At 63.8% G+C, this 22,771-nt stretch carries 18 protein-coding genes; 2 read left to right on the top strand and 16 right to left on the bottom strand.

From position 1 onward, the window contains the following. Positions 1–52 precede the first annotated feature (52 nt). Together ACOYYX_RS28915 and larB are read right to left on the bottom strand one after the other, a co-directional pair. Complete coding sequence (locus ACOYYX_RS28915) at positions 53–922, bottom strand: NAD(P)H-hydrate dehydratase (RefSeq protein WP_422926180.1); 870 nt, start codon at positions 920–922, stop codon at positions 53–55. Further along, on the bottom strand, positions 912–1,727 hold the full coding sequence (larB, locus tag ACOYYX_RS28910; protein ID WP_422926179.1) for a nickel pincer cofactor biosynthesis protein LarB: 816 nt from the start codon (positions 1,725–1,727) through the stop codon (positions 912–914). Before larB ends, ACOYYX_RS28915 begins: the two co-directional genes overlap by 11 nt. Positions 1,728–1,948: 221 nt before the next feature. On the opposite strand from larB, the gene ACOYYX_RS28905 reads away from it, so the two are divergent. Then, positions 1,949–2,893: a YfaP family protein gene (locus ACOYYX_RS28905; protein WP_422926178.1), complete on the top strand. Its 945-nt coding sequence runs from the start codon at positions 1,949–1,951 to the stop codon at positions 2,891–2,893. A 243-nt stretch (positions 2,894–3,136) separates the two neighbouring features. Here the strand turns inward: ACOYYX_RS28905 and ACOYYX_RS28900 are convergent, their stop codons facing one another. After that, a complete protein-coding gene (locus ACOYYX_RS28900) occupies positions 3,137–3,799 on the bottom strand; it encodes an MBL fold metallo-hydrolase (protein WP_422926177.1) in 663 nt (220 codons plus the stop codon). Positions 3,800–3,906: 107 nt separating this feature from the next. Here ACOYYX_RS28900 and ACOYYX_RS28895 point away from each other — a divergent pair, with 107 nt between their 5' ends. Further along, positions 3,907–4,806, top strand: a complete 900-nt coding sequence (locus tag ACOYYX_RS28895) for a hydroxypyruvate isomerase family protein (RefSeq protein ID WP_422926176.1) — start codon at positions 3,907–3,909, stop codon at positions 4,804–4,806. A 33-nt stretch (positions 4,807–4,839) separates the two neighbouring features. Here the strand turns inward: ACOYYX_RS28895 and ACOYYX_RS28890 are convergent, their stop codons facing one another. From ACOYYX_RS28890 to ACOYYX_RS28830, 13 genes are all read right to left on the bottom strand, one after another. Then, complete coding sequence (locus ACOYYX_RS28890; RefSeq protein ID WP_422926175.1) at positions 4,840–5,799, bottom strand: radical SAM protein; 960 nt, start codon at positions 5,797–5,799, stop codon at positions 4,840–4,842. A gap of 19 nt (positions 5,800–5,818) precedes the next feature. Next, on the bottom strand, positions 5,819–7,189 hold the full coding sequence (locus ACOYYX_RS28885) for an asparagine synthase-related protein (RefSeq protein WP_422926174.1): 1,371 nt from the start codon (positions 7,187–7,189) through the stop codon (positions 5,819–5,821). A 52-nt stretch (positions 7,190–7,241) separates the two neighbouring features. Continuing rightward, the gene (locus ACOYYX_RS28880) at positions 7,242–8,138 is read right to left on the bottom strand and encodes a hypothetical protein (RefSeq protein ID WP_422926173.1); all 897 of its coding nucleotides are present in this window, start codon (positions 8,136–8,138) and stop codon (positions 7,242–7,244) included. Then, positions 8,135–9,937: a CRTAC1 family protein gene (locus ACOYYX_RS28875; protein WP_422926172.1), complete on the bottom strand. Its 1,803-nt coding sequence runs from the start codon at positions 9,935–9,937 to the stop codon at positions 8,135–8,137. Before ACOYYX_RS28875 ends, ACOYYX_RS28880 begins: the two co-directional genes overlap by 4 nt. A 19-nt stretch (positions 9,938–9,956) precedes the next feature. Then, the gene (locus ACOYYX_RS28870; protein ID WP_422926171.1) at positions 9,957–13,469 is read right to left on the bottom strand and encodes an FG-GAP-like repeat-containing protein; all 3,513 of its coding nucleotides are present in this window, start codon (positions 13,467–13,469) and stop codon (positions 9,957–9,959) included. Continuing rightward, on the bottom strand, positions 13,466–14,248 hold the full coding sequence (locus ACOYYX_RS28865; protein ID WP_422926170.1) for an ABC transporter ATP-binding protein: 783 nt from the start codon (positions 14,246–14,248) through the stop codon (positions 13,466–13,468). The genes ACOYYX_RS28870 and ACOYYX_RS28865 overlap by 4 nt, the downstream gene beginning before the upstream one ends. A gap of 56 nt (positions 14,249–14,304) precedes the next feature. Next, positions 14,305–15,324, bottom strand: coding sequence for an ABC transporter permease (locus ACOYYX_RS28860; protein ID WP_422926169.1), 1,020 nt, complete (start codon positions 15,322–15,324; stop codon positions 14,305–14,307). Positions 15,325–15,427: 103 nt separating this feature from the next. Further along, positions 15,428–16,612, bottom strand: a complete 1,185-nt coding sequence (locus tag ACOYYX_RS28855) for an ABC transporter substrate-binding protein (RefSeq protein ID WP_422926168.1) — start codon at positions 16,610–16,612, stop codon at positions 15,428–15,430. Positions 16,613–16,798: 186 nt separating this feature from the next. Next, positions 16,799–17,197 (bottom strand): hypothetical protein, encoded by a 399-nt coding sequence (locus tag ACOYYX_RS28850; protein ID WP_422926167.1) that lies wholly within the window; start codon positions 17,195–17,197, stop codon positions 16,799–16,801. Between the two features lie 299 nt (positions 17,198–17,496). Beyond that, positions 17,497–18,837 carry a carboxymuconolactone decarboxylase family protein gene (locus ACOYYX_RS28845; protein ID WP_422926166.1) on the bottom strand — a complete coding sequence of 447 codons (1,341 nt, stop codon included), beginning with the start codon at positions 18,835–18,837 and terminating at the stop codon, positions 17,497–17,499. A 27-nt stretch (positions 18,838–18,864) separates the two neighbouring features. Further along, a complete protein-coding gene (locus ACOYYX_RS28840) occupies positions 18,865–19,278 on the bottom strand; it encodes a hypothetical protein (RefSeq protein ID WP_422926165.1) in 414 nt (137 codons plus the stop codon). Between the two features lie 7 nt (positions 19,279–19,285). Continuing rightward, positions 19,286–20,281 (bottom strand): DUF1559 domain-containing protein, encoded by a 996-nt coding sequence (locus tag ACOYYX_RS28835; protein WP_422926164.1) that lies wholly within the window; start codon positions 20,279–20,281, stop codon positions 19,286–19,288. A gap of 1,247 nt (positions 20,282–21,528) precedes the next feature. Beyond that, positions 21,529–22,650: a Gfo/Idh/MocA family protein gene (locus ACOYYX_RS28830; RefSeq protein ID WP_422926163.1), complete on the bottom strand. Its 1,122-nt coding sequence runs from the start codon at positions 22,648–22,650 to the stop codon at positions 21,529–21,531. Positions 22,651–22,771: the final 121 nt, after the last annotated feature.

Genomic DNA, 22,771 nt, shown 5'->3' with positions numbered 1-22,771 from the left:
CTGCTTGCAATCACGAAAGGGTATTCGCCAGGTCAGCCGGAATCTTGGAGGGTCAGGACGAGAGGTGATAAAAAGCGTCGGGAAGCGAGTCGACGATGTCGCCCGCGATCATGCCGACCTCGCCGTTCTGGTCACGCGAGATGTCGCCCGCGAGCCCATGCACGTAGACGCCGAGCACGGCAGCCTCGAGCGGCGGGAGCTTCTGGGCGATCAGGGCTGCGATGACGCCGGTGAGGACGTCGCCGGAACCGCCGGTCGCCATCCCGGGGTTTCCTGTCTTGTTCACGTAGAGCCTCGAGCCGTCGGTCACGACGGTCTTGGCCCCCTTGAGGACGACGACCAACTCATGCTTGGCGGCGAACTCGGCCGCGTGCGTCTCGCGGTCGGCCTGGATATCGGCGATGCTCAACCCCGACAGGCGGGCGAACTCGCCGGGGTGCGGGGTGATGACCAAGCGCTTTCCCTTGCCCGAGAGCAGTCCCGTCTCGGAGCCGATCGCGTTGAGGGCGTCGGCGTCGAGGATGGTCGGCAGCTTGATCGACTCAAGGATCCAGCGTACCAGGGCCTTGAGATCCTCCGACTGCCCCAGGCCGGGGCCGACGGCCAGCACCGAAGCATGCTCTTCCCACTTGGCCAGGGCCTTCTTGCCCGCCTCGAGCTTGATGTACCCGTCCTCATCGTTCGCGATGGGATAGGTCATGTAGCAGGGTTCAAAAGTTGCAACCGTCGGCTGCACCTCGGCGGCCGTGGCCACCCGCACCAACCCGGCGCCGGAGCGAAGGGCCGAGGCCCCTGCCAATGCGGCGGCTCCCGCCATCCCTCGCCCACCGGCGAGCACCAAAACCGTACCGAACAGACCCTTGTGCCCATCGCTGGGCCTCTTGGGCAAAATCGGGATCGAATCGACCCGTTCAAACGCCATCTCGCGACTCTCCCCCGGCAGCAGTAACTTCGGCAGCGCGGCGAGCCTGACCCGCCCGACGGGCGATCAGCCCCGCGACATGCCCCCCCTTGAATCCGGCGTCGATGTTGACGGCCACGACGTTGGAGGAGCAACTATTCAGCATACCCAGCAAGGCCGCGAGGCCGCCGAAGGCGGCCCCATAGCCGACGCTCGTCGGCACGGCGATGACGGGGCAATCGACCAACCCCCCGACCACGCTCGGCAAGGCACCTTCCATACCGGCGACGACAACCACCACATCGGCCCCGCCCAGGGCATCGAGGCGGTGCAAGATCCGATGGAGCCCGGCGACGCCCACGTCGGCGAGCATCGTGACGTTGCAGTTCCAGGTCTCGGCGGTCACCCTGGCTTCCTCGGCGACCGGAAGGTCGCTGGTGCCTGCGGTCACGATGACCACCTTGCCCAGCTTCGGCCCCGGGTCTTCCGGCCCTTTCAGGCGGAAGGTCCGGCCGGAAGCGTTGTGTTCCCCGTCGGGATAGACCTTGATCAGGTGTTCGGCGATGCTCGGCTCGACCCGGGTGACCAGGCCCCCCTGGCCGTGCTTGAGCATCACGCGTAGGATTTCTTCGATCTGGTGGGCGGTCTTCCCCTGGCCGAAGATGACCTCGGGGAACCCGCACCTCACCCCTCGGTGCAGGTCGACGTGGGCGAAACCGCCGGTCTCCTCGAAGGGTTGAGTGCGGATCTTCTGGACCGCGTCGGCCGGGGTCGTACGCCCGGCCTGCACCGCTTCCAGGAGCTGTCGCAAATCGTCGGAATCCATCGCAGGGGCCGCTCGCGTGGTTGATTTCAGGCGGGATACCAGGGGGCCGTCGAAGTCATCATTTGTATCCGCTGGAAGGCCGATCCGCAATCGGTTCGCCCTATCGAATGCGACGATCGCCTGCTATCCTGGATGCAACGAGGCGCCTCGTCCTATAGTGCGAACCTTGATCATATCGCCTCAAGTGCACGTCTTCGCGTTTTTTTTCATGGAGGAGGGCGATGACCTTCGAAGTGAAGATCGCTCGACCTGCCCCCCCCATCGCCAGGCCGGCCCAGCCCGCACTGGCGATTGACGTCCCCGAAGAGGACGCCGAGCCGGAAGCCCCCGAATCCTTCTTCACCAGGGAGAACCTCAGGAGCTGGGGGTCGTCCCTCGCCCTCCACGCCTTGATCCTACTCGTCCTGGCCTTCTGGTACTTCGGCCCCAAGCTCAACGCCCAGCGCCCCTTCAACGCGCGTCTCGCCGGCTCCGAGAATGGCGTCCCGGAAGGGCTCACGATCACCGGCGGCCTGAACACCGAGCTGGCCCTCCCGCTCGAGCCGATGTCCACGCCCGAGCCCGTCCCCTCGATGCTCAAGCCGCTCGATGTGCCCCCCCTCGACGTGAAGCCGAGTCTGAAGACCTCGGGGGCCAACAAGCCTTCGGCCGACGGCGGGCTCGACAACCCAAACCCTGGTGCCGGTGATGGCGACGGCTTCGGCCTCGCAAAGTTCGGGCAGGGGGGCGAGACGATCCACGGGATCGAGGTGAAGGTGGGGGACCCCCAGTTCACCCTCCTCTGGGACACCGACGCCGACCTCGACCTCCACGTCATCGAGCCGGGGGGCAAGGAGATCTACTGGGAGGATCCCAAGGGCAAAGAGGGCCTCGGCGGTGAGCTCGACGTCGACAACACGAAAGGCTTCGGCCCCGAGAACATCTACTGGCTTCGGACCGAGGAGGGGAGCGACGAGAAGGTAAAGGGGCACGGGCCCCCGGGGGAGTACAAGTGGTTCGTCAACTACTGGGGCGGCTTCGGCGGGATCCCCAAGCCGACCAAGTGGAAGGTCCGGATCAAGCACGACGGAAAGGTCACCGTCGTGAACGGCCGTTTCCGGGCCCTGAACGAGAAAAGCAAGGTGCATTCCCTTGTCGTGAAGCCGGAAGCCGAGCAGACCAAGTAGCCCTGCTTGAGCAGGCTCAGGCCCTCTACGAATTCAAACACGAAGGCCTCGGCGACCGCCAGGTTCGCCGAGGCCTTCGTGTTTTTCCCTGGAAGCTCGCTCTACTTTTAACTTCGGCCATGTGTCAATCGGTACTCCAGCAATAATCGAAAGAATCATGCCGAAGTGTTGTCACTCGATCCAAGTTGTAGGATCGACTTCCACGGATTATCGAGGACGAGCGAAATAGGGGACGCACTCCCCTCAGCGTGCATGCTCCAGGACGACGATTCGTGGGGTTTCCGGGAGAGTATCAGCCTCGACGTCGATGCAGGTCTTACCCGGACGATCGACGGGCAGATCCGACAGAACGGCGAGGAAGCTCTCGATCGGTTGGATGTTCAGGTTGATCTTCGGGGTCTTGTAATGCATCGGGAAGATCAGTCTGGGACCGATCGCATGAACGAGCATTGGGATCTCCGAAAGGTCGATGGTGGGCTTACCGCCCGCCGGGATCAGCACGACGTCGGCACCCGCGATCGGCGCCAGTTCCTCCCGCTCGAGTTGATGCCCCAGATCCCCGAGGAAGACGACATGCAGGCCCTCGGATCGGAAGTGGATGATCGTGACTTCATCCTCGGGCTTTCGTTCCGGCGTCTCGAAGACGGAGATGGCCTCGATCTTGATACCGAAGTGCTCGACGGGCTTACCCGTGATCTCCAGGGCCTTGACCAGCTCGAAGGGGGAGACGATCTGCCCGAGGTGGCTGTGATAGCGGTCGTTCTCGTGGCTGACGACCACCAGGTCGGCCGGCTCGTCGATCGGCTCATAGCCCCCGGAGTCGGGCGAACGGAAGGGGTCGAGGATGATCCGGCGACCTTGGGTTTCGATCAAGAAGGCGGCGTGGCCGTACCAGGTGATTCGCATGGGAAGTTCTTGGCCGTGGGTCGTGGTCAGGGCGGGTCAAACCTGATATTAACCACAAGCTCCGCGCGCGTCAGCTTGCGCCGGCCTAACTTCACAAGGAGACTCTCATGATCAGCCGTCGAGCTTTCTGCGCGACAGCCGCAGCGACCTGCCTCTCCTCCCTCCGAACCGGCCCGGCCAGTCTCGCGGCGACGGCCGCCTCCAAGGGGGACGGCACCTGGCTGACTTACGCCGTAAACGTCGAGATGACCTGGACGAACCTGCCGTTCCTGGAGCGGCTCCGCAAGGTCGCCGAGTCCGGCTTCTCGCATTATGAGTTCTGGCCCTGGCGTGGGAAGGACCTCGACGCGATCGCCAAGCTCAACAAGGAGCTCGGCCTGACCCCCGTCCAGTTCACCGCGTCCCCCAAGCGGTTCGACCAGGGGATCACCGACCCGAAGCGTCTCGACGAGTTCGTCTCCGACGTGAAGGCGGCCGTCGACGTGGCCAAGAAGCTGGGCGTGAAGAAGATCTGCGTCGTCGCCGGCGAGGAGACGCACGGATATTCCCGCGACGAGCAGACCAAGGCTGTCATCACGGCACTGAAGGCCGGGGCCAAGGTCGTCGAGCCCGAGGGGATCACGATCATCCTCGAGCCCCTCAACGTCCTGGTCGACCACCCCAAGCAGCTCGTCGTGACCTCGCCCGAGGCCGCGAACGTGATCCGCTCGGTCGGGTCGCCCAACGTCAAGATCCTCTTCGACATCTATCACCAGCAGATCAGCGAGGGCAACCTCTCGGGCAACATCCGCAAGTACAAGGACCTGATCGGCTACTTTCAACTCGCCGACCACCCCGGCCGCCACGAGCCAGGCACGGGCGAGATCCGATACTCGCACGTCCTGAAGTTGATCCACGACCTCGGCTACACCGACCCGATCGGCCTGGAGATGAGCCCGGAGAGCGACCCAGTCGCAGCCTTCAAGGCCATCCGCGAGGTCGACGCCGAGGCCAAGGCCGGTCGTTGATGGAATGAGGAAGACGCCCGAGGGACGCCTCGTTTATGAGGAGCACCTCGGGCACTCGACCGGATCGGTGATCGCCTGCGACGCGTTCATGTCCCGGAGCCTCCGGATTCGGGCGTCGTCGCAGGCGGGGCATCGCGAGAAGATCTCGATGTCCCAGAGGTCGGCGAAGACGCGCCCGGCTTTCAGGGAAAGCCCATACTCGAGCGCCGACTCGACCGAGGCGAGGGCAGGGGGAACAAACTCGCCGCTGGCCTGCAAGGCGTCCATCGCACCGTTGCCGGCCCGGGTCGGTATCAAGGCGCAGGTCGACGCCCCGCACTCGAACGCGAAATCGAGCGAGTGTTTGGCCCACTCGAGTCCCTCGTCCTCCGACAGCCAGGGGGGTTGGACCAGGATGAAGACGCGCAAGCCGATCGAATGCGTTTTCAGGAAGGCCGCGGCCTCGCGGAACTGATCGAGCGTCATCCGCTTGTTCAGTTTGGCGAGGACTTCGGGATGGGTCGTCTCCAGGCCCATTGCGACTTCCAGGGGCTTTCCGAGCGTCTCCTGAAACGTAAGGCAACGGTTACCGACCAGGCTGGGATGGCATTCGACGATTGTGCGACGGAAAGGAGCCGCGAGCCGGGCGATTTCCGAGTATTCGGAGGGCGGGATGGCCCGGTGATCGAAGAAGCTGCCGGCGTTGTAGAGCTTGATCTCGGAGTTGGCGGGGTTGAGGACGGTCAAGCTGACGAGGGCGTGGCGGATCTGCTCGGCGATGGCCCCGGCGGGGACGGTCTGCTCCAACGTGTTCCGCCAAAGGTCGCACATCATGCAGCGCCAGGGACATTCGCGATTCGTGAGAAAGATGGTCGCAACGTCGATGGGCTTGCCGTCGAGGCCCGGCTCCTGCTCCACCATGAAGGCGTAGGGTCGCCGGGGATCGAGTACGTTACGCGAAGGCCGCCGTTCGAGGATCCAGCGATCTCGAGCGGCGGCGGTTTCTGGATACATGGTCATATCAAAGGCCGGTTCAGACAGGCATCGCGTTCCCAGAAACTCGCTCGGCGAACGGCGACCAGGCGACCTTGAGCCGCTCCTCCCACTGACGCAGGAAGACCTGACGGCACCAGGACTTGCTGACCTTCCACTGGCGGTAGCTCTCGCCGGCCCCGTCCTGGAATCGTCGCTTGGGGAAGACCGGCATCGCGATGCCCGTGACGGCCTCGACGCCCGCACGAACGACGTCGGACTTGAGGGTGTTGAGCCGCCCGGCGTCGCCGTTCAGCCATGTCTCGAACGGCATGGCCGCGGCCTTCGCGATCGCCCTTCGCGTCGAGTACGGGCTGAAGGCGTTGAAGCCGAGCTTCTGCGCGGGGGCATACGTGCGCACGTACGAACGCGAGAGCCCGCCCGAGTAGGTCTGGCTGTGCTTAATGGCGTCGATCCCCCAGCCTTCCTGGTAGAGCAGGGGATTGCGAAGGACGCTCGAGATCGTCAGGTCCGAGTCCTCCAGCGGATACGACTTGAGGTTCTCGTCGCCGCCGTCGCCATCCAAGAGGTAGCGGACGCTCGAGTCGCGTTTCCGGATCGCTTCGAGCAAAGCCAGCGAGGTCGCGGCGCACTCGACGTCGAGGGGGTGATAGTCCTCGATGGTGGCGATAGCCTTCTCGAGGTCGGGGGTGACCCCTTCCAGCGAGATCTTATCCCACTGGCCTTCGAACCCGAGTTCTCGCATCCATGTCTCGGCCTGCGCGGCGTCCTGGCCGCCGCCGAGGTCGAGCGTGTAGCCGCGGACGAGGTTCGGGTCGCGGCCGAGGTCGGTCAGGGCCTTGCGGGCGATCAGGAAGATCGAGCCGCTATCGACGCCGCCCGAGAAGAGGACGGCGATGGTCTGGCCGTCGGGGACGCCCGCCAACCAATCCTTGGCGGACTCGTAGGCCGCCCGGACGTAGGCCTCGCCAGCCGCCTCGATTTCGACAGGCCCCTTGGCGATCTCAGGGTTGAAGAAACGATGATAGCGGGGGATCGGGTCCGGACAGCCGATCTGGTCGATCTCGACGAGGTAGTGCGCCGGGATCATCCGGGTGTAGAGGGGGTCGAACTGCCAGCCGATCTTGAGTTCGCAGCAGTAGTCGTAGAGCCGGTCGATCCGATCCGCGACGACGAGGTAGGGGCCGTGGTATCGCTTGGCGACGAAGTACCGCAAGGGGAGGCCGATGGTCCTCGCCAGGCGGACGGTCTGACCCTCGCGGGTGACGGCGGCGAAGTGTCCTTCGGTCGAACCGAGGCGTTCCAGGTCGCAACGATGGACGGCCGACTCGACTTCGGCGAGCGTCGCTCCGGTCAGGCCCGACTCTCGCGGGCCGATCAGGTCGTCCAGTCTCTCAACGCCTTGCAGCATGGGCCGAGACCTCTGAGTCCAGGAGAAGGTTGTCGCGAAAACGGTGGCTCGATCAGGCCGCCAGCGATGGAGACGTGGTGGGCGCCTTGTGGCGCTGATTCCACCAGATCTCGATGATGTTCGCCATCGGCCCGACGATGAAGAGGGCGAAATAGGGGGCGTGGACGACGCGGTTCAGCCTCAGCGTCATCTCGACCAGAGCGACGAGGAACGCGACGAGGCATTGTCCCCACTTGGTCCGTACTGTCGTCTTCGGGTCCGTGATCATGAAGAAGACGAAGAGTTGATACATCGGCCCGGTGATCGGCGCAACCTGTGCCAGCCAGGGGGAGCCCGTGAAGACGCTGCGGACGTATGACAGGGCCACGAACGACGCGACGTACGTCGCGCAGATGTGGAAACGGCGGAGCCGCCAGATAATCACGGATCCCAGGGTCCAGACGACCAGCATCGGCCAGATCGTGTTGCCCCACTGTACGCTGAGCGTCGCGACGGTCGCAGGCGCGAGGAGCAGCATCACGCTGACGCCGAGGTTCGACGGATTCCAGATGTGCCGACCGTGCCAGCGGATCGCATACTTCGACGTGATCGAGAGCAGGCTGCAGAGGGCGTAGGGCCAGAAGGCCGGCGATCGGATCAGGATCCCGACGCTGATCCCCGAGATGTAGGCACTCGCGAGGTGGGGCCACTGGCCGACGAGCAGTCGGGCGAGGAGCAACTCCATGCCGATGCTGCAGCCGATGGCCAGCAAGGTCCGCGAGTAGCTCTCGAGGAAACCGTAGCCGATCTGCCCCACGAGCAAGATGCACGTGATGAGAAACGGCGGCATGTACCGGTTTTCGAACGTCAAGAGCTTGCGCAGGCGATGCGTCATCGAGGGTTTCGGCTCGGCAACGGGGGCTGTCGCCTGCGAAGGGGGCGTGTCGATCACGGCGATGGCTGGTTTCACGATTCCTCCACCGAATGAACGCGCCCCGGAGCCGGGGACGGGATGACCTGTTCCTTGCCCGAGGGCCACTTGATGACGGCCTTTTCCAGCTTCGGTTCCTTGCCGAGGCCGAAATGCAAAGTACGAGGACTCTGCGCCGCGTACCCGACCCCGCCGGAAACCTGCTGCAACTGCTGCTGCCCGTTCCAGAAGACCCGCACTTCCGCCCCGATGGCGCTCCGATTCGAGGTCTTGCCCCGGAGGTCGAAGCCGATCCAGCCGTTGTCGCTCGAGGCCGAGTTCTTGTAGACGAGCGCGGGCCCCTTCTGATTGGCGACGACCATGTCGAGCACCCCTCGGTTCCAGAGGTCCGCGAGCACGACGCCGCGGCCGTCGTGCAGATCGCTGTATCCCACGGCCTGGGCGACGTCGGCGAAGTGGCCCGCCCCATCGTTGAGCCAGATCTTCTTCTGCTGGTAGCCTGAGAGGCTCTTCCCCTGCATCGCCGGCCAGTTCTTGGCGTCGGAGATGATCGAGGAGTGTCCGCCCGCGATCACCGAGTAATCATACCAGTAACTTGCGTCCTTGGACGCCGAGATGTAGCCGTTGGTCAGGATCAGGTCCTGGGTTCCGTCGTTGTTCAAGTCGCCGAACTGCGCCCCGAAGCTCCAGCCTCCCAACTCAACGCCCATCTCCCGTGCGAGGTTGTCGTACTGCAGGCCGTCGCCGGTCGTTCCTTCCTTGGGCACCCAGAGGTTATTCCCCTGGATCAGGACGCCTTCCTCCGAGATGTTAGTCACATAGATCGAAAACCGGCCCTGGTTGAAGACGTCGCCGAAGCTGACGTTCATGCCGCTCTTGGGGGCGTAGCCGATCCCCGTTGTCTTCCCAACCTCGCGGACTCGCTTGCCGCCGTCGTTGGCGAAGAACTCCGACACCCCGTAGTCATTGGCAACGATGAGGTCAGGGAAGCCGGTGCCCCGCAGGTCGGCCGCCGAGACGCAGAGCGCCCAACGGTTGCTCTCCAGCCCGACGGTCCTGGCGATGTCCTCGAACTTCCCATCCCCGGCATTGCGGAAGAGGTATTTCTTGCCGCCGTTGCGGGCGTACTCGAAGCTCTCCGGCATCATCTTTGTGGTGTTGAGATGCCAGAGGTCCAGGTCGTCGGCCCAGTAACCGCCGATGAAGAGGTCGAGCTTGCCGTCGCGGTCGAAGTCGACCCAGGTCGCACACCCGGCATTCACCCATTTGGGGAGGCCAGTCGCGTCGGTGGCACGCGTGAAACCCTTGCCGGCTTCATTGTGGAAGAGCTCGGGGCGGCCCCACTTGTAGAGGAACAGGTCCTCATATCCGTCGTTGTCGTAATCGCCCCAGACCGAGCCCATCGAGACGCCCGTCTCGGCGCGATTGACGTCGGCCACGCCGAGGACGCCCGCGACGTCTTCGAAGGTCCCGTCCTGCTTGTTCCGGTAGAGCCGGTTCAGGCCCCCTTCCTTGCTGTTCGTGAAGTAGAGGTCCTGCCAGCCGTCGCGATCGAAGTCGACCGTCGACACGCCCGCCCCCATCGAGGCGATCTGGGGCATGATGTGGTCGAGCTTGGCGTCGAGAGTCGGGGCCTCGTGGACGAAATCAATGCCGGCAGATTTGGAGACCTCTTCGTATTGGAATCCGTAACGTGGCCGTCCCTCCGCCTTCTGGCTCGACGTCGACGCTGGGGCAGTCCCCTCCGTCGTCGTGTTGTTGCGGTTGAGCACCAGGATGGCAGCCAGGAGGCCCACGAAGAGCACGAATGCCGCGATGCGGCCTAAGCCCTGGGGCATGAGTATCGACTCCGATTCGCTATGGATTCGAGGCAGGCGTCGGCCCGAGCCCCTGGAAGAAGACTCGCGGCGAGACATACCGCGTATGAAACCGCTGCCAATCGTCGGGATGTGCCCGGAAGACGGGGTCGTCCTCGAGTTCGCCCGGCGCCTTGTCGTACTCCGGCCTCGCGTGCGAGGGGAGCGGGAGCACCGTCTTCGAGAACGCCGTGTTGTAGTCGCCGTCCTTGTTCCATCCGTCGCCGATCAGGACGAAGTCGCGAGTCCAGCCGTCGGGCGGGGCGGGGGGTGCCGGGAAGCGAAGCATCAACTCATCCCCCGCGTTCGCGATGACGTAGCGATCGTCGACTTTCTCGATCAGCTCGGCGACGTCGCCGAACCGAGTGTAGAGACCGATTAAGTCGTTCCAGCGCTGACCCTCACCCATCAGCATATCGTATCGCGGGATCTCGGGCGAGGACTGGTCCTTCTGAGTCATCAGGGAATACCCCCGATGTCTCAATTCGGCCACGCTCGGCGAGAGCCGCTGAGTCTTGAGTTCCGCCTTTGGGTTCAAGGCCGCGATGAACAGCGCGTCCCAGTAGATCTCCAGATTCGTCCGCAGCCGGATCTTCTTCGATTTTCCCGGACGCAAAACGCCGTCGAGGTCGATCAGGATCGTCTTGTTCTTCCCGGCCGGGAACCCGATGTCGTCGCGGACGACGCCCCACGACCCATCATCTTTCAGGGCTTCGAGGACGAGGCCGCGAGGCGGCTCGTGCGTCCCCTGACCGAGCGCCACGTTGATGGAACTGTCGGTGGGATGAATCCAGCCCTGGGCGATCAGGGTGAGCTTGCCATCCTTCGGCAGGTCGTCCCCGAGCTCAACCTCGACCCAGTGGTCGCGGGTCACGCCCTGGTAGAAGCCTCGGCCGAAGGTGTCGAGGAAGTCGCCATCGCGAGACCGGATGCGGTCAGTCACATCGAGGCCCTTATCATCGCGGGCCGAGGCGACCGGCTTTAACCCGATCATCGCGTGGACTGCCAACGTCGGAGGCTTGCGTGCGAATCGCTCGTCGACGAAGACCTCGATCTCCTTGGGATGGTCCACCACCATGAGGGAGACGTGATCCCAGTAATGGGTTTCCCACAACTCGGCGGTGATCCGCAGATCGTACTCATCCTCGCCCCCGGTTGACTTCAAGGGGACGAGTTGATCGCCGCGGATCTTGATCCAGTCCTCCGTCTGCCCCACGCCGGCCGTGTCCTGGGCGTTGATCCGCAAGCCCAGCGGCGAGCGCCAGAGAAAGTCGGTCACGAAGTGGACGCCCGACCCATCATTGGCGTAGACGAACGGGCACGAACCCTTGAGCCGCTGCTCTGCGTGGATCGAGTCGTTGGCTTTCGTGGCGAACTCGGCCTGCGTCGTGCCATTCGGCCAGACGACGCGGGCCACGTCCGCCCCCTTTTGCAACCCGAGGCCGAAGTGAACGAACGGCCCGGCGATGACCTGGGTCTGAACCAGCAAGCCCGCCCGCACCTGAAACTCGCCGCCGACTCCGAATGAGTTGATCCGACCATCCCCGACGACCTTGGCCGCCCTCGGCCGCAAGACAATCCAGGCATAAGCGAGCTTGCCGCCGTTGTTGGCTCGAACGGCCTTGCCCTCGGGATCGAGCCCGACGAGTTCGAGCCGCCCATCGGAGTTCAGGTCCCCGGTGGAGAGCGTCACGACGCGGAGCTGGCTCGCGAGCGCTCGATAGGCTCCGGCCGCATCCTGGAGCCAGATCCGCGTTCCCGTCCTGTCGGAAATCAGAAGGTCGATGCCCCCGTTGTTGTCGAGGTCGGCCGAGAACGCACGCGCTTCCCCCGGCTTGATCGCTGTCTTGGCTTTCGCGTCATCCGCCGAGATGCGGGCGACTTCCGCAAGTTCCCAGCCTTCGCCGTGATCCCGATCCGAGAGCCGCCGAATGGCCTGTGCATCGACGAGCATGAGATCCATCACGCCATCGCCGTTCAGGTCCGCAACGGCCAGGGCACCCTGGGACGCGAGGCCATCGGGAGCCGGGCGATTCCGGAAACGGCCGGCACGCGAGTTTTCAAGGACGATGAGCTTGCCAGAATTGTCGAGGAACGCGGCGTCGGGATCGCCGTCGTGGTCGAGGTCGGCCCAGGCGAATTCACGGAGATTGGCCACCGAAGCAAAAGGCTGGGTCGGCTCGAAGGAACCGTCGCCCCGGTTGCGGACCACGACCGTGGCACCGGCCCGAAGGCCCAGGATGAAGTCGAGATCCCCATCGAGCTCGATGTCCGCCGCCCAGACTCCGAAGAGGTCGGCGTTCAGGACTTCGGGAGGCAGTTTTGATGCGGTAGTCACGTCTTCGAAGGCCCCATCCTCCTTCTGACGGAAGATCCGCAAACCTCCTGAGCCCGCAAGCACGAGGTCGAGGCGATAGTCGGAGTTCCAGTCGACGACGGCCACTCCATGCGGTGAGGGTGCCGCCGCCGAGGCTCCGCCAGGGAAAGGGGCGATCACCCCCGAACCATCGGCTTTTCGCAATTCCTTGCCATCGGCCTCGAGCACGACCGAGGTACCGTCCTGCGGATTCGGCAAGAGAGCGATCGCACCCACCTTCTTCGGTTCCTCGGACAATGATTCCAAGGCGAAGGTGAGCGTCTCATCCGGAGGGGCCGGCGTTGCCGCGGGGACCTGGAGCCTGAGGAACTGGTGCAGGGGCGCCCCGACAGTCCCGGTCGGCAGGCTCAGTGCGGTGATGCTCTGTTGATAGTCGTCGAAGCGAACGAGCGTGTTTCGCAACCTGAGGAGCGGAATCGTGACGGCTTTGGGGTTCTTGGCCGCCGCCGTTTCCAGTTCGGCGAAGAGCGTTCGACTATTCGCCGGCCAGTTGGCCAAGAGCGGCCTGAGCCGTTCCACAACCTCGGCGATGGCCTGCTTGTCGTTCAGCTTGGTCGCCAGTTGGGCCCGATCGAACAGGGCCTCCAGGTTCTTCGGCGCGACCTCCAGGATGCTCCCCAGCATCTTGAAGGCCCCGGCGACATCGCCCCCTTCACGTTCCATCTCCTTGGCGAGGGCATAACGCGAGCGGAGGTCCTTGGGGTCGTACTGGATCGCGAGCTTGAGGTGCGCGATGGCCTCCGAGAATCGACCGCGACGCTGCTCCAGGAGCGCCATCAGGGCCTGGATCGGCCCATTCTCCGGCGCGAGGACCATGGCCTTATCCAGGCTGATTCGAGCCTTCTCGAAGTCGCCGAGCCTGATCTGCGCCAGGCCGAGGTCGGCCCAGGCCGCCGGCTCCAGGGGCACGGTCTTCGTGGCCCGCTCGAGCGAGTCGCGGGCGATCGTGTTGGCGTCGGTGTCGAGCGCGGCGACTCCAGAAGAGAAGGCCGCGACCATCTCTTCATACGTCGGTGAGCCCGGCTTCGGCATTCCATTGCCGGCTTGACGGTAGACGAACACCATCGACACGCCCAGCCCGGCGAGCAGGCCCAGGGCGACTCCGTAGCCCACCACCTTGCGCACGCCTCGGCTCATCGTCCTTCGCTCCCGCTCGAGGCACGAAAGCCCAGGCTTGATTTATCGCTGTGCGATGGATGCTCGGCGAAATTGAGCAACTCGAGGATTTCCGCGCGAAGTTCCAGGAATCTCGGTGCATTCCGCTGACGAGGACGCTCCAGCGGGACGTCGAGGATCCGATCGATGCGGCCCGGCCTCGGGGTCATGATCACGATCCGGTCGCTCATGTAGAGCGCCTCGTCGATGTCGTGGGTCACGAGGATCATGGTCGTCCGCCTCGCCTGCCAGATCCGGATGACCTCGTCCTGCATCCGCATCCGCGTGAACTGGTCGAGCGCCCCGAGCGGTTCATCCAGCAGAAGCAACTTGGGGTGATTGATCAAGGCCCGCGCCAGGGCGGCTCGCTGGGCCATCCCGCCGGAAAGCTGATGGGGATAGGCGTCGGCGAAGGCCTCGAGCCCGACCAGTCGCAGGTATTCCTCGACCTCGTCGCGATGCTTCCGCAAGACCCCACGCGCCACCAGGCCCGACTCAATATTCCGCCGGACGCTCTTCCAGGGGAAGAGGCTCGGGTCCTGGAACATCAAGCCGCGCTCGGCGCTCGGCCCTTCGATCGGCTCCGTGCCGACCCGCAACTCGCCCGACGAAGGACGATCGAGCCCGGCGACCAGTCGCAGCAGGGTGGACTTGCCGCAGCCGCTCGGCCCGATCAGGGCGACCATCTCTCCGCCGGCCACCGAGAGCGATAGGCGGTCGAGCGCGAGCATCGTCGAGCCACTGTCGGAGCGGAACGACATGCTGACGTCGTGAATGCGGAGGGACGAAGAATCGAGGTCGGAAGACTCCGAGGTACTCACCACCGGATCACGCCTTTCTGCCAGCTCAGGACCCGGTCTCGCACCTTGAACAGGGCCGTCATCAGTCCCGAAAAGAACAATGCCATGATCGCCAACGCCGCGTAGACGTGGGCGTATTCCAAATACCCTTGCTTCCACTTCAGGTACCAGCCAAGGCCCGACGAGACACCCAGCGTCTCGGCCACGATCAGGGTCAGGAAGGCCGAGCCGAGCCCCATGAACAGGCCGAGGAAGATGCTCGGCAGCGAGGCGGGCAGGGCCACGCGGAAGATCAGATAGCCTCGCCCCGCGCCCAGGGTCCGGGCCACGTCGAGGTATGAGACGGGGACATTCGCGATCCCCGAAGTCGTGAGCATCGTCACCGGGAACCACACCGCCAGGGCGATCAGCGCCGTCCCCGAGAGGAACGCGTTGGGGAACGTGACCATCGCCAGGGGGACGTAGGCCGTCGCCGGGATCGGCCCCAGCAACTTCAACAGTGGCATCCCCCAGTAACGTACCCTGCGGAACCAGCCGATGAAGACCCCGCAAACCAGCCCGACCGAGACCCCGACGGCATATCCGCAGAGGAGCAGTCTCAAGGAGTGATACGCACTCAAGGCCAGCGAGTCCCGGTCCTCCCAGAGGGCAGAGAGGACCCCCTCCGGCCCCGGGAAATAGGGCATGGGCAGCCAGGCCAGCTTCAATGTCGCGAGATCCCAGAGGAGGAAAGCGAAGACCAGGCCGGCCGCCAGCGGGCTCCGATACCTCGTCCAGGAGCCCACCCAGCCCGAGGTCCACTGCAGGCCGGCGAAGACGAGCGAGCCCGGCACGAGGAATATCAAGAGGTTGGCATAAAAGTGACTGAGAGGCGCGAGCTGCGTGTTCGCCAGGCCCAGGTGCACGGCCAGCGCAAGGGCTGTCACGAACGTCGGCGCGAACGCCGAGACGAAGTTCGGACGATCCCCGGCCTCCACAGCCGCGAGATCGTCCGGCAACTGCGGCTGGTCTGTCGGATTCGAGGCGAGTGCGTCCAAATCAATCAGTCTCCGAAGGCGAGGCGGGCGATGACTCGCGAAGGCCCAGGGAGAGCAGGCGGCACGCTGCCGGACCCTCGACCTTCACGACTCTCGCCTGATATTAGGGAATGCAGATGTCGGAGTCCTTGCCCTCGCAGCCCATGCAGAGGATGGAGTGCAACTCCTTATCGTTCTCAAACAGGGCGGCGAACGCCGAGTCGTCGAGCTTGGGAGGGCGACCGCCGCCGGCCACCTCTTCCACCTTGAGGCCCTTGATCCAGTCGTCGCTGACCCCTTCGAGATCGATCCAGGCGGACTTGGCGAGGACTTCCGGGTCGGTGGAGGAGTTCAACAATCCGGCCGTCTTCATTTCCTTGGCGGCCGTGCCGATGCTCTCGCGGCAACCCGAGACGCTCGGCATGTACTTGAGCTTGCCGAGGGCCTGGGCGTTCAGCTCGGCCGAGGAGGCGACATACTTCTTCTCGACGGCCAGGTTCGCCGCGGCGGTCGGATTCTTGTCGACCCACATGGCTCCCTTGAGCATCGCGCGGGTCAGCTTGGCGGCCGCAGACGGGTTGCTCTTGGCGAGCTTGCCGCTCACGACGGCGGCGCAGCAGTATTCGGTGCGATAGGGCTCGTCGACCGCCTGGTCGGCCAGGGTGCGGACCTTCGACTTCGAGGCCAGGATCGAGCCGAGCGGCTCGGAGTCGGCCACGGCATCGACCAGGCCCTTCTCGAGGGTGATCCCCATGACCTCCGGCGCCACCACCACCCACTCGACATCCTTCTTAGGATCCAAGCCCTGCGCCTTCAACGCCCGGCTGGCGAAGAGGAAGGGGGGGCTCCCCATCGTCGGGATGCCGATCTTCTTGCCTTTCAGATCCGCCGTCGTCTGGATCGGCGAGTTCGGCCCGGTCTGGACGCGAAGGCAGCCCGAGTGGACGCCCCCGGTGATCTTGACGTCGAGTCCCTGCTCGATGGGTTTGAGTAAATACATGATCAAGGTATAATTCGCGTCGAACCGGCCTAGGCCCAGTCCGTCGCGGAGCCCGTCCCAGTCCGTCTTCACGAACTCGACCTCGATCCCCTCATCCTTGTAGAAGCCCTTCTCCTGGGCGACGAACATGGCCGCCTCGCAGGTCAGGCCGAGGTAGGCGATCTTCAACCTGGGGCTCGCGGCACCTTCGGCCTTCGTCTCGGCCTGCTTGGATTCTCCGCATCCGGCCACGAAGAACGCGAGGCTTGCGGCCAGGGAGCACGTCCCCAGGAAGGTGAGCCTCGCAAGGGGTCGGATCAGCGTCTCCATATGCTCATCTCCAGGCATTGGCCATCGCCACGGTTTGAAACCAACGAAATCTCGGATGATCTTACCTTCCAGGCGGCACGACGATCGAGTGACTGTCGAGCGAGTCCCGATGCAGTAGGTCGCGACGCCCTGATATCGAGGGAGGGGGACCCGGCGGCTCGCCACCGCGATCCCCCGAACCCGTCATCATTTGCTCAGGAGCTTCTTCTGGTTTGCGAGGATCTCGCGCTGGTTCGCTAGCACCTCGCGAAGGTCGCCGGACAGCCGTTCCTGATTGGACAGGATGTGCTCCTGGTTGCTCTGGATGGTCGCCTGGTTGGCCACGGCCCGGTCGAGCTTGTCCTGGTTGGTCAGGATCGACTCCTGGTTCGCCAGGATGGTCGCCTGGTTCGCGACGATCTTGTCGAGCTTCTTCTGATTCTCGCGGATCGACTCCTGATTCGCCAGGATTGCGGACTGGTTCGACGTGATCTTGTCGAGCTTGGTCTGATTCTTCTCGATGGTCTCCTGATTGTTCAGGATCCTGTCCTGGTTCGACAGGATCGATTCCTGGTTGGTGATCACGGTGTCGTTGCCGGCGGACATTGAAGAGTTCTCCTGATGCTACCCCGAACACGGAGCGAGAATCGAGACGACCTCGATCGCTCGGTGACTAACGCCCACACCCGGCGCACTCTTGCGCCTGTGTTTCGGATCACTCGGACCCCACGGCCGAACTCCGAGCCTCGTACGGCGAGACTCGCCGAGGGCTGCATCGGAGTTGTGTCCCACGAATCAGCACGATCCTTGCGACGAGCCTGAGGTCGTCGCGGGGAAGCTCGGCTCAACGCAAGCGAAACCGAGCTTTCAGGTTTGAATGTCGAACCCACCCAAAGCCTCGGTCCTCACTCCTCCAAGCGAAGCCCAGCCGCTTCCGTGAGCCGGTCGAAGTAGGCGGCTTCGGTGATCTGGAAGACGATCTCGGCCACTTCCTTGTCCGAGAAATGCTCGCGCAGGTTGGCGATGTCGGCATCTTCCACGAGGGCCGGGTCGTCGGTCAACTTCCGCGTGAGGGAGAAGACGGCCCTCGAAGCCGGCGGGTAGGCCTCGAAATCCCCTTGATCGAGGGCGAAAATCGCTTTTTCGTCCTGGCCGAGCTCCGCAAGGCGGGCCTTGGCGTGCCCGAGGGCATACCAGGATCGGTCGTTCCTCGCGGCGATCCAGGCGATCTGGGCCCGGAGCAGGGGGGCGAGCTTCCCCTTGGTCTCGGCCGCTACATGCATCGTGACCTTGATCCGGCCCGACTTGGGGAAAGCCGCCAGCAGTTGCGCCCACTCGGTCTTCGCGACGTTCGAATCACAGCCGGTCACATCCTGGGCTTTTGCCTCGGATTCGAGCGCGAGCCTGGGTTCGCGTTCTCGGCAATCGGCCAGGGCTTCCTCGACAACCCCTCGCGGCTCGAGCGCGGGGCGGTTGGATGGTCTCGCGAAGTTCTTTCCCGACTTGTTCAGGTGCTCGAGGTCGAGCGGAGCCTGCCGGCTCAGTGCGTCGCGGTGCTTCTCCGACGTTGGCGTCAAGTAGGCCCGATGCTCCTCCTGCGGGATCCGCAGGGCCCCCGTCCAGCGATTCATCGCATTGAAGTTGGCGACGGCGTTAATGATCTCGAGGACCTGAACGTCCGAATAATAGCGTTTGAGAATCTTGATGTCGTCGTCGCGAATTCGATGCGGCTGGTAGGTCAGCTTGCGGGCAAACTCGAAGGCGGCTTTGTCCTTCTCAGTGAAGCGCGACCAACTGCCGTCAAGTTCGGCGACCTGGTCGTCGACCATGCCGAGGGCGGCAAGCTTCGACTCCTGGTGCCCCATGCAGTAGGTGCAGTTATTGGCCCGCGAGACGATCCAGAAGAGCATGGTCTGGAAGCGCGGGCCGAGCGTCATCGCCGGGTCGTCGGCCCTGAGGTTCGAGACATCGGCGAGTTCAGGCGGGAGGTAGAACTTGCGAGTGCGTCCGTTGTTGTAGACCGACCAGTCCGCGCCCGACCAGTTGGCCCGTGACATCTTCTCCCTGTCTGCCTCGCTCAACTCGGGCATCGGCAGGCGGGGCACGTTCTTCTTGGAGGCTTCGAGGAAAGCTTTGAGTTCCGGGCGCGTCGCGGGCACCTCCGGCAGCCCCTCACCAGCCAGGGCGAGGGGGGCGGTGGTGGGCATCATCACCAGCAAGATCGAGGCACGTAATCGAGAAAGCATGGGATGGATTCCAGGTGGTCCCGAGGGTCAATCCTGCCGGATGACCGAGGGCGTCGGCGCCGTGGTGACGTTGTAATAGACGCGTTTCTTGGAACCTTTCCCGCCCTTGTCCTTCAAGCTCAGGGAGACGGGACAGCGTAGGACATCGCCAATGAGCTGGTCCTTGGTATCGACTTCGAAGGCGACGAGCGTCTGCCCCTCGAGCCAGTCCTCATCGGCGACCCGGGTCGAAGCCCCCTGGGCCGTGAACGTCTCGTAGGGCTTCCCATCCTTCCAAGCGTCGAGCACCTCGCGGAGCACGTTCCGGCCCTTGTCCGGGTCGACGGGGGGCGACATGGGCTGTCCTCCGACGCCGCAACCGGAGAAGACCAGGGCCAGGAGCAGCACCGACCCCGCGGGAATCACCCGGCAGAGTCGGTTCAAAAAAGCATTCTTGGACATCGACATCTCAATAATCATTCGCACTGATGACCTCGCCACCGTTCCTCGAACCGAGCGCACGCCAGGTGGCGATGTTGGTGGTCGACTTGATGAATCGCACCGAGCCATCGGCCATCGTCACGTTGACGCCGCCGGGGTGGAGGCTGTTGGCGTTGGTCATGATCCGCAAGGGGGGGAACATGCACGAACGGGCATTGGGGCGGCCAGTGTGCGAGTAGGAGGAGACCGAGTGGTAGAACTGGGTCCAGGGTCCTCCGACGTTGGAGACGCGCTGGAATGAGAGGTTCTTGATGTCAATCGCCTGGCATTGGTTGTAGGCTTCATCCGAGGTCGCGGGATACGTCTGCGGCCAGAACGTATCGCCGAGCTCGGTGACGATCGTGTTGCTGAAGTCGCCGATGCAGTGCTCGCTGAAGGCCGCGGTGTTCGACGTGCCGTCGGTGATGCTGCTCATCCGGACGAGCATGTTCGAGAAGAAAATGCCGTTGGGAGCGGGCATCGTCGTATTCACCTTGCTCGGGTCGCTGTCGCCATAGCCATAGACCAGGCTGTTCCCCTGGCTGCCCCGGTAGCTCGTGCCGGACCAGCCGGAGACGGGGATCGTCTGCCTCGGATCCGACGGGCAGAGGAACGACGAGACCGACGTCGCGGTCACGGTCGCGTTCTGCGGGTCCGACCAGACGAAGCTGAAGTTGAGGGCGTCGAACAGGTTCTTCTGCTCGATGTAGGGGAGGAACCGGGTATGCGGAGACCACTGGACCGTGGAGGTCGCCGTCGGTGAGATGATGCTCAGGCCGCACCAGGGGAAGCTCAGGTTCGAGTCGTGATAATTATGGAGTGCGAGGCCGATCTGCTTCAGGTTATTGGTGCACTGGATGCGGCGGGCGGCCTCTCGGGCGGCTTGCACGGCGGGCAGCAAGAGGGCGATAAGGACGGCGATGATTGCGATCACGACCAGCAGTTCGATGAGAGTGAAACCGCGTCGGCGTTGACGAGTCTTCACGTTCGAATCTCCAGCGATTGAAAACAACCGAATGATGAGGGAGACGAAGACGAGTCTGAGGTGACCCGAGAAGGGAGCCCTGGCGCACGATCCCGCACCGCCACGCATGTCGCGACGAATCGCGACCGGAGACCCGGGGTCGAAACCCAGCACCCTCACCGAGTAGGGCTAAAGGACGAATTGACGACGATTCGAGATGCGGACTCGGGACCTACGCGCAGAAGTGTACGCGGGGACCGGCTTACGCAATCGTCGAGTTTCAGACGTGGGAGTTGAGGCGGGGAGGATGGAAGACGTCGATGGACGAGAGGTTCGACCATGACCGAGGCTCGGCGCAGGCATATCGCGAGTGGGAAGGCGGATCGACCATCGGAGGGAGATCGAGCACGGCCCAGTTCACGATCCGAGGCGTCGCCACCCAGACCGGGGCCGGGGGAATCCCGGAGCGTCCCGAGCAGGAAGGCCCCGTGCACTCGCCGTGGCGATCATGCCTGGGCGTGGGAGCCGACGGATCGAGTCGAGGCCCTGTTTGGGACCACGGCGTACCTGAATACTGCAGGAGCTCGAGTTGATGCGAGTCGATGCTAATCGAATGGCCGGGGACGTCATGCGAGCAACCCGCCACCGCTTTGCCGGGCGCGAGGCAAGTGCTCGCCAGGAGGGCGATAGCCGCTCCGACGAGATACGCTCGCAATCGACAAGGGGGAAAGGATCTACGCACGTGAACCCTGGACCGATCCGGTTTAGTTGGAATTTTGATGACCGGCACGCCGCGAGTGTGGCGAGCGATCGTGAGAACTGTTTAACCGGAGAGTCTAAGACACATCGTACGCCAGGTCAAGCGATCGATCCACGGCCCCGCAGAAATTCACTTTTGCAGGAAATTATCACCATCTCATGATATCAAGCAGTCGAGAATTGGCACCACACGTCTTCGGCGCAACCGCTTCGAGCCCCGAGAAATACACTCTCAACCTGGTAAAGATCCTCCAGGCAGACGCCACCGGAGGGTTTCGGATCTTTGCGGATTCAAATGAATTGCCCATGGGGGTTGTGCGTCGAATCCACTCGCTTGGCTGAAGGCCAAGCCGACCAATCCCATGAGACCATCGTCGCGCCATTGCGCCAGGCCCTAATTGCAGCGAGGAGGAGACGGCTCGTCTCCTCCTCGCACTGCATCACGATTGACTCAGGACCGCAATCGACCTCCACCTCATGGCGGATCGCCGGTCACTCATCACTTCACATTAGAGCTGAGGAATGAGAATTTTCTCACCATTCTTCATGGCCGATTCGTGGGCACAGAGCCCGACCATGGTCCAGTTCGCGGAGGTTGCGGCGTCTGGCAGGGCGGGGCGCTCGCCCTTGATGGCGCTGATCCAGGCGTGGACGAGGTGGGGGTGGGAGCCGCCGTGGCCGCCGCCCTGTGTGAACGAAAGGTGCTGCTCCTCGTCGTTGCCGTACACCCCCTTCGTGGTGAACCGCTGGATCGGCTCGGGGAGGAGGTGGGCATAGTCGGGGACGCCGACGCGCGAGGGGATCTCGGGCTCGGGGATGCCTCGGGTGTGGATGACCGGCTCCTCACCCTCAACCTGCTGCCACTCGAAGCTCTTCTTGCTCCCGTAGGCGTCGAAGCTCTCGCGATACTGGCGGGCGGTGTCGAAGAGGCTGCGGGTCACCTCCGCACAAACGTCGGAGTCGCGGAACTTGAAGGTGGCCGTCTCGATGGCGAACGGGCTGCCGTACTTCGGGATCAGCTTCTCGTCGATGCGGCCCGAGCCGTGGCAGACGACATGCTCGGCATGCTTGCCCAGGATCGCGAGGCAGGGGCTCACGCAGTGCGTGGCGTAATGCATCGGGGGCAGGCCTTCCCAGTAGCCGGGCCAGCCTTCCATGTCCTGCTGGTGGCTGCCGCGGAGGAACTGGATCCGGCCGAGCTCGCCCTTCTCGTAGAGTTCCTTGACGAAGAGATACTCGCGGCTGTACACCACGGTCTCCATCATCATATAGACCTTGCCCGAGGCCCGCTGGGCCTCGACGATCGCGCGGCAGTCTTCCACGCCCGTGGCCATCGGCACGGTGCATGCGACGTGCTTGCCGGCCTTCAGGGCCGCGAGGCTCTGCGGGGCGTGGTCCTGGATCGGCGAGTTGATGTGGACGGCGTCGATGTCGGGGTCGTTGAGGACGTCCTCGAACTTCGTATAACGCTTGGCGATCTTCCATCGATCGCCGCACTCGTCCAACTCGGTCTGGGATCGGCGGCAGATCGCGGTGAGCTCGGCCCCCGGGTATTGCTGATAGATCGGGATGAACTCGGCACCAAACCCGAGGCCAATCAGGGCGATTCTCACCTTTTGATCGCTTGCCATGTGCGTGGTCTCTCCGCTCGCTTGAATCGTTGCCGAACCCTTGCAGAATGGACTGCAGGATAGTAGGACGGGGACTTCTAGACAAGCTATCGTAGAGCCGGGGCTTCGGTCATGCCAGGTG

Source organism: Singulisphaera chitinilytica (assembly GCF_049331405.1).
GTDB lineage: Bacteria > Planctomycetota > Planctomycetia > Isosphaerales > Isosphaeraceae > PoT.
Note: the sequence above shows the minus strand (reverse complement) of the source record. Positions and strands in the feature narration are given on the sequence as shown.

Bases quoted from the DNA above. Each gene is read 5' to 3' on its own strand.
- ACOYYX_RS28915 (WP_422926180.1), bottom strand. From the start codon at position 922: ATGGCGTTTGAACGGGTCGATTCGATCCCGATTTTGCCCAAGAGGCCC.
- larB (WP_422926179.1), bottom strand. From the start codon at position 1,727: ATGGATTCCGACGATTTGCGACAGCTCCTGGAAGCGGTGCAGGCCGGG.
- ACOYYX_RS28905 (WP_422926178.1), top strand. From the start codon at position 1,949: ATGACCTTCGAAGTGAAGATCGCTCGACCTGCCCCCCCCATCGCCAGG.
- ACOYYX_RS28900 (WP_422926177.1), bottom strand. From the start codon at position 3,799: ATGCGAATCACCTGGTACGGCCACGCCGCCTTCTTGATCGAAACCCAA.
- ACOYYX_RS28895 (WP_422926176.1), top strand. From the start codon at position 3,907: ATGATCAGCCGTCGAGCTTTCTGCGCGACAGCCGCAGCGACCTGCCTC.
- ACOYYX_RS28890 (WP_422926175.1), bottom strand. From the start codon at position 5,799: ATGTATCCAGAAACCGCCGCCGCTCGAGATCGCTGGATCCTCGAACGG.
- ACOYYX_RS28885 (WP_422926174.1), bottom strand. From the start codon at position 7,189: ATGCTGCAAGGCGTTGAGAGACTGGACGACCTGATCGGCCCGCGAGAG.
- ACOYYX_RS28875 (WP_422926172.1), bottom strand. From the start codon at position 9,937: ATGCCCCAGGGCTTAGGCCGCATCGCGGCATTCGTGCTCTTCGTGGGC.
- ACOYYX_RS28870 (WP_422926171.1), bottom strand. From the start codon at position 13,469: ATGAGCCGAGGCGTGCGCAAGGTGGTGGGCTACGGAGTCGCCCTGGGC.
- ACOYYX_RS28865 (WP_422926170.1), bottom strand. From the start codon at position 14,248: ATGTCGTTCCGCTCCGACAGTGGCTCGACGATGCTCGCGCTCGACCGC.
- ACOYYX_RS28855 (WP_422926168.1), bottom strand. From the start codon at position 16,612: ATGGAGACGCTGATCCGACCCCTTGCGAGGCTCACCTTCCTGGGGACG.
- ACOYYX_RS28850 (WP_422926167.1), bottom strand. From the start codon at position 17,197: ATGTCCGCCGGCAACGACACCGTGATCACCAACCAGGAATCGATCCTG.
- ACOYYX_RS28845 (WP_422926166.1), bottom strand. From the start codon at position 18,837: ATGCTTTCTCGATTACGTGCCTCGATCTTGCTGGTGATGATGCCCACC.
- ACOYYX_RS28840 (WP_422926165.1), bottom strand. From the start codon at position 19,278: ATGTCCAAGAATGCTTTTTTGAACCGACTCTGCCGGGTGATTCCCGCG.
- ACOYYX_RS28830 (WP_422926163.1), bottom strand. From the start codon at position 22,650: ATGGCAAGCGATCAAAAGGTGAGAATCGCCCTGATTGGCCTCGGGTTT.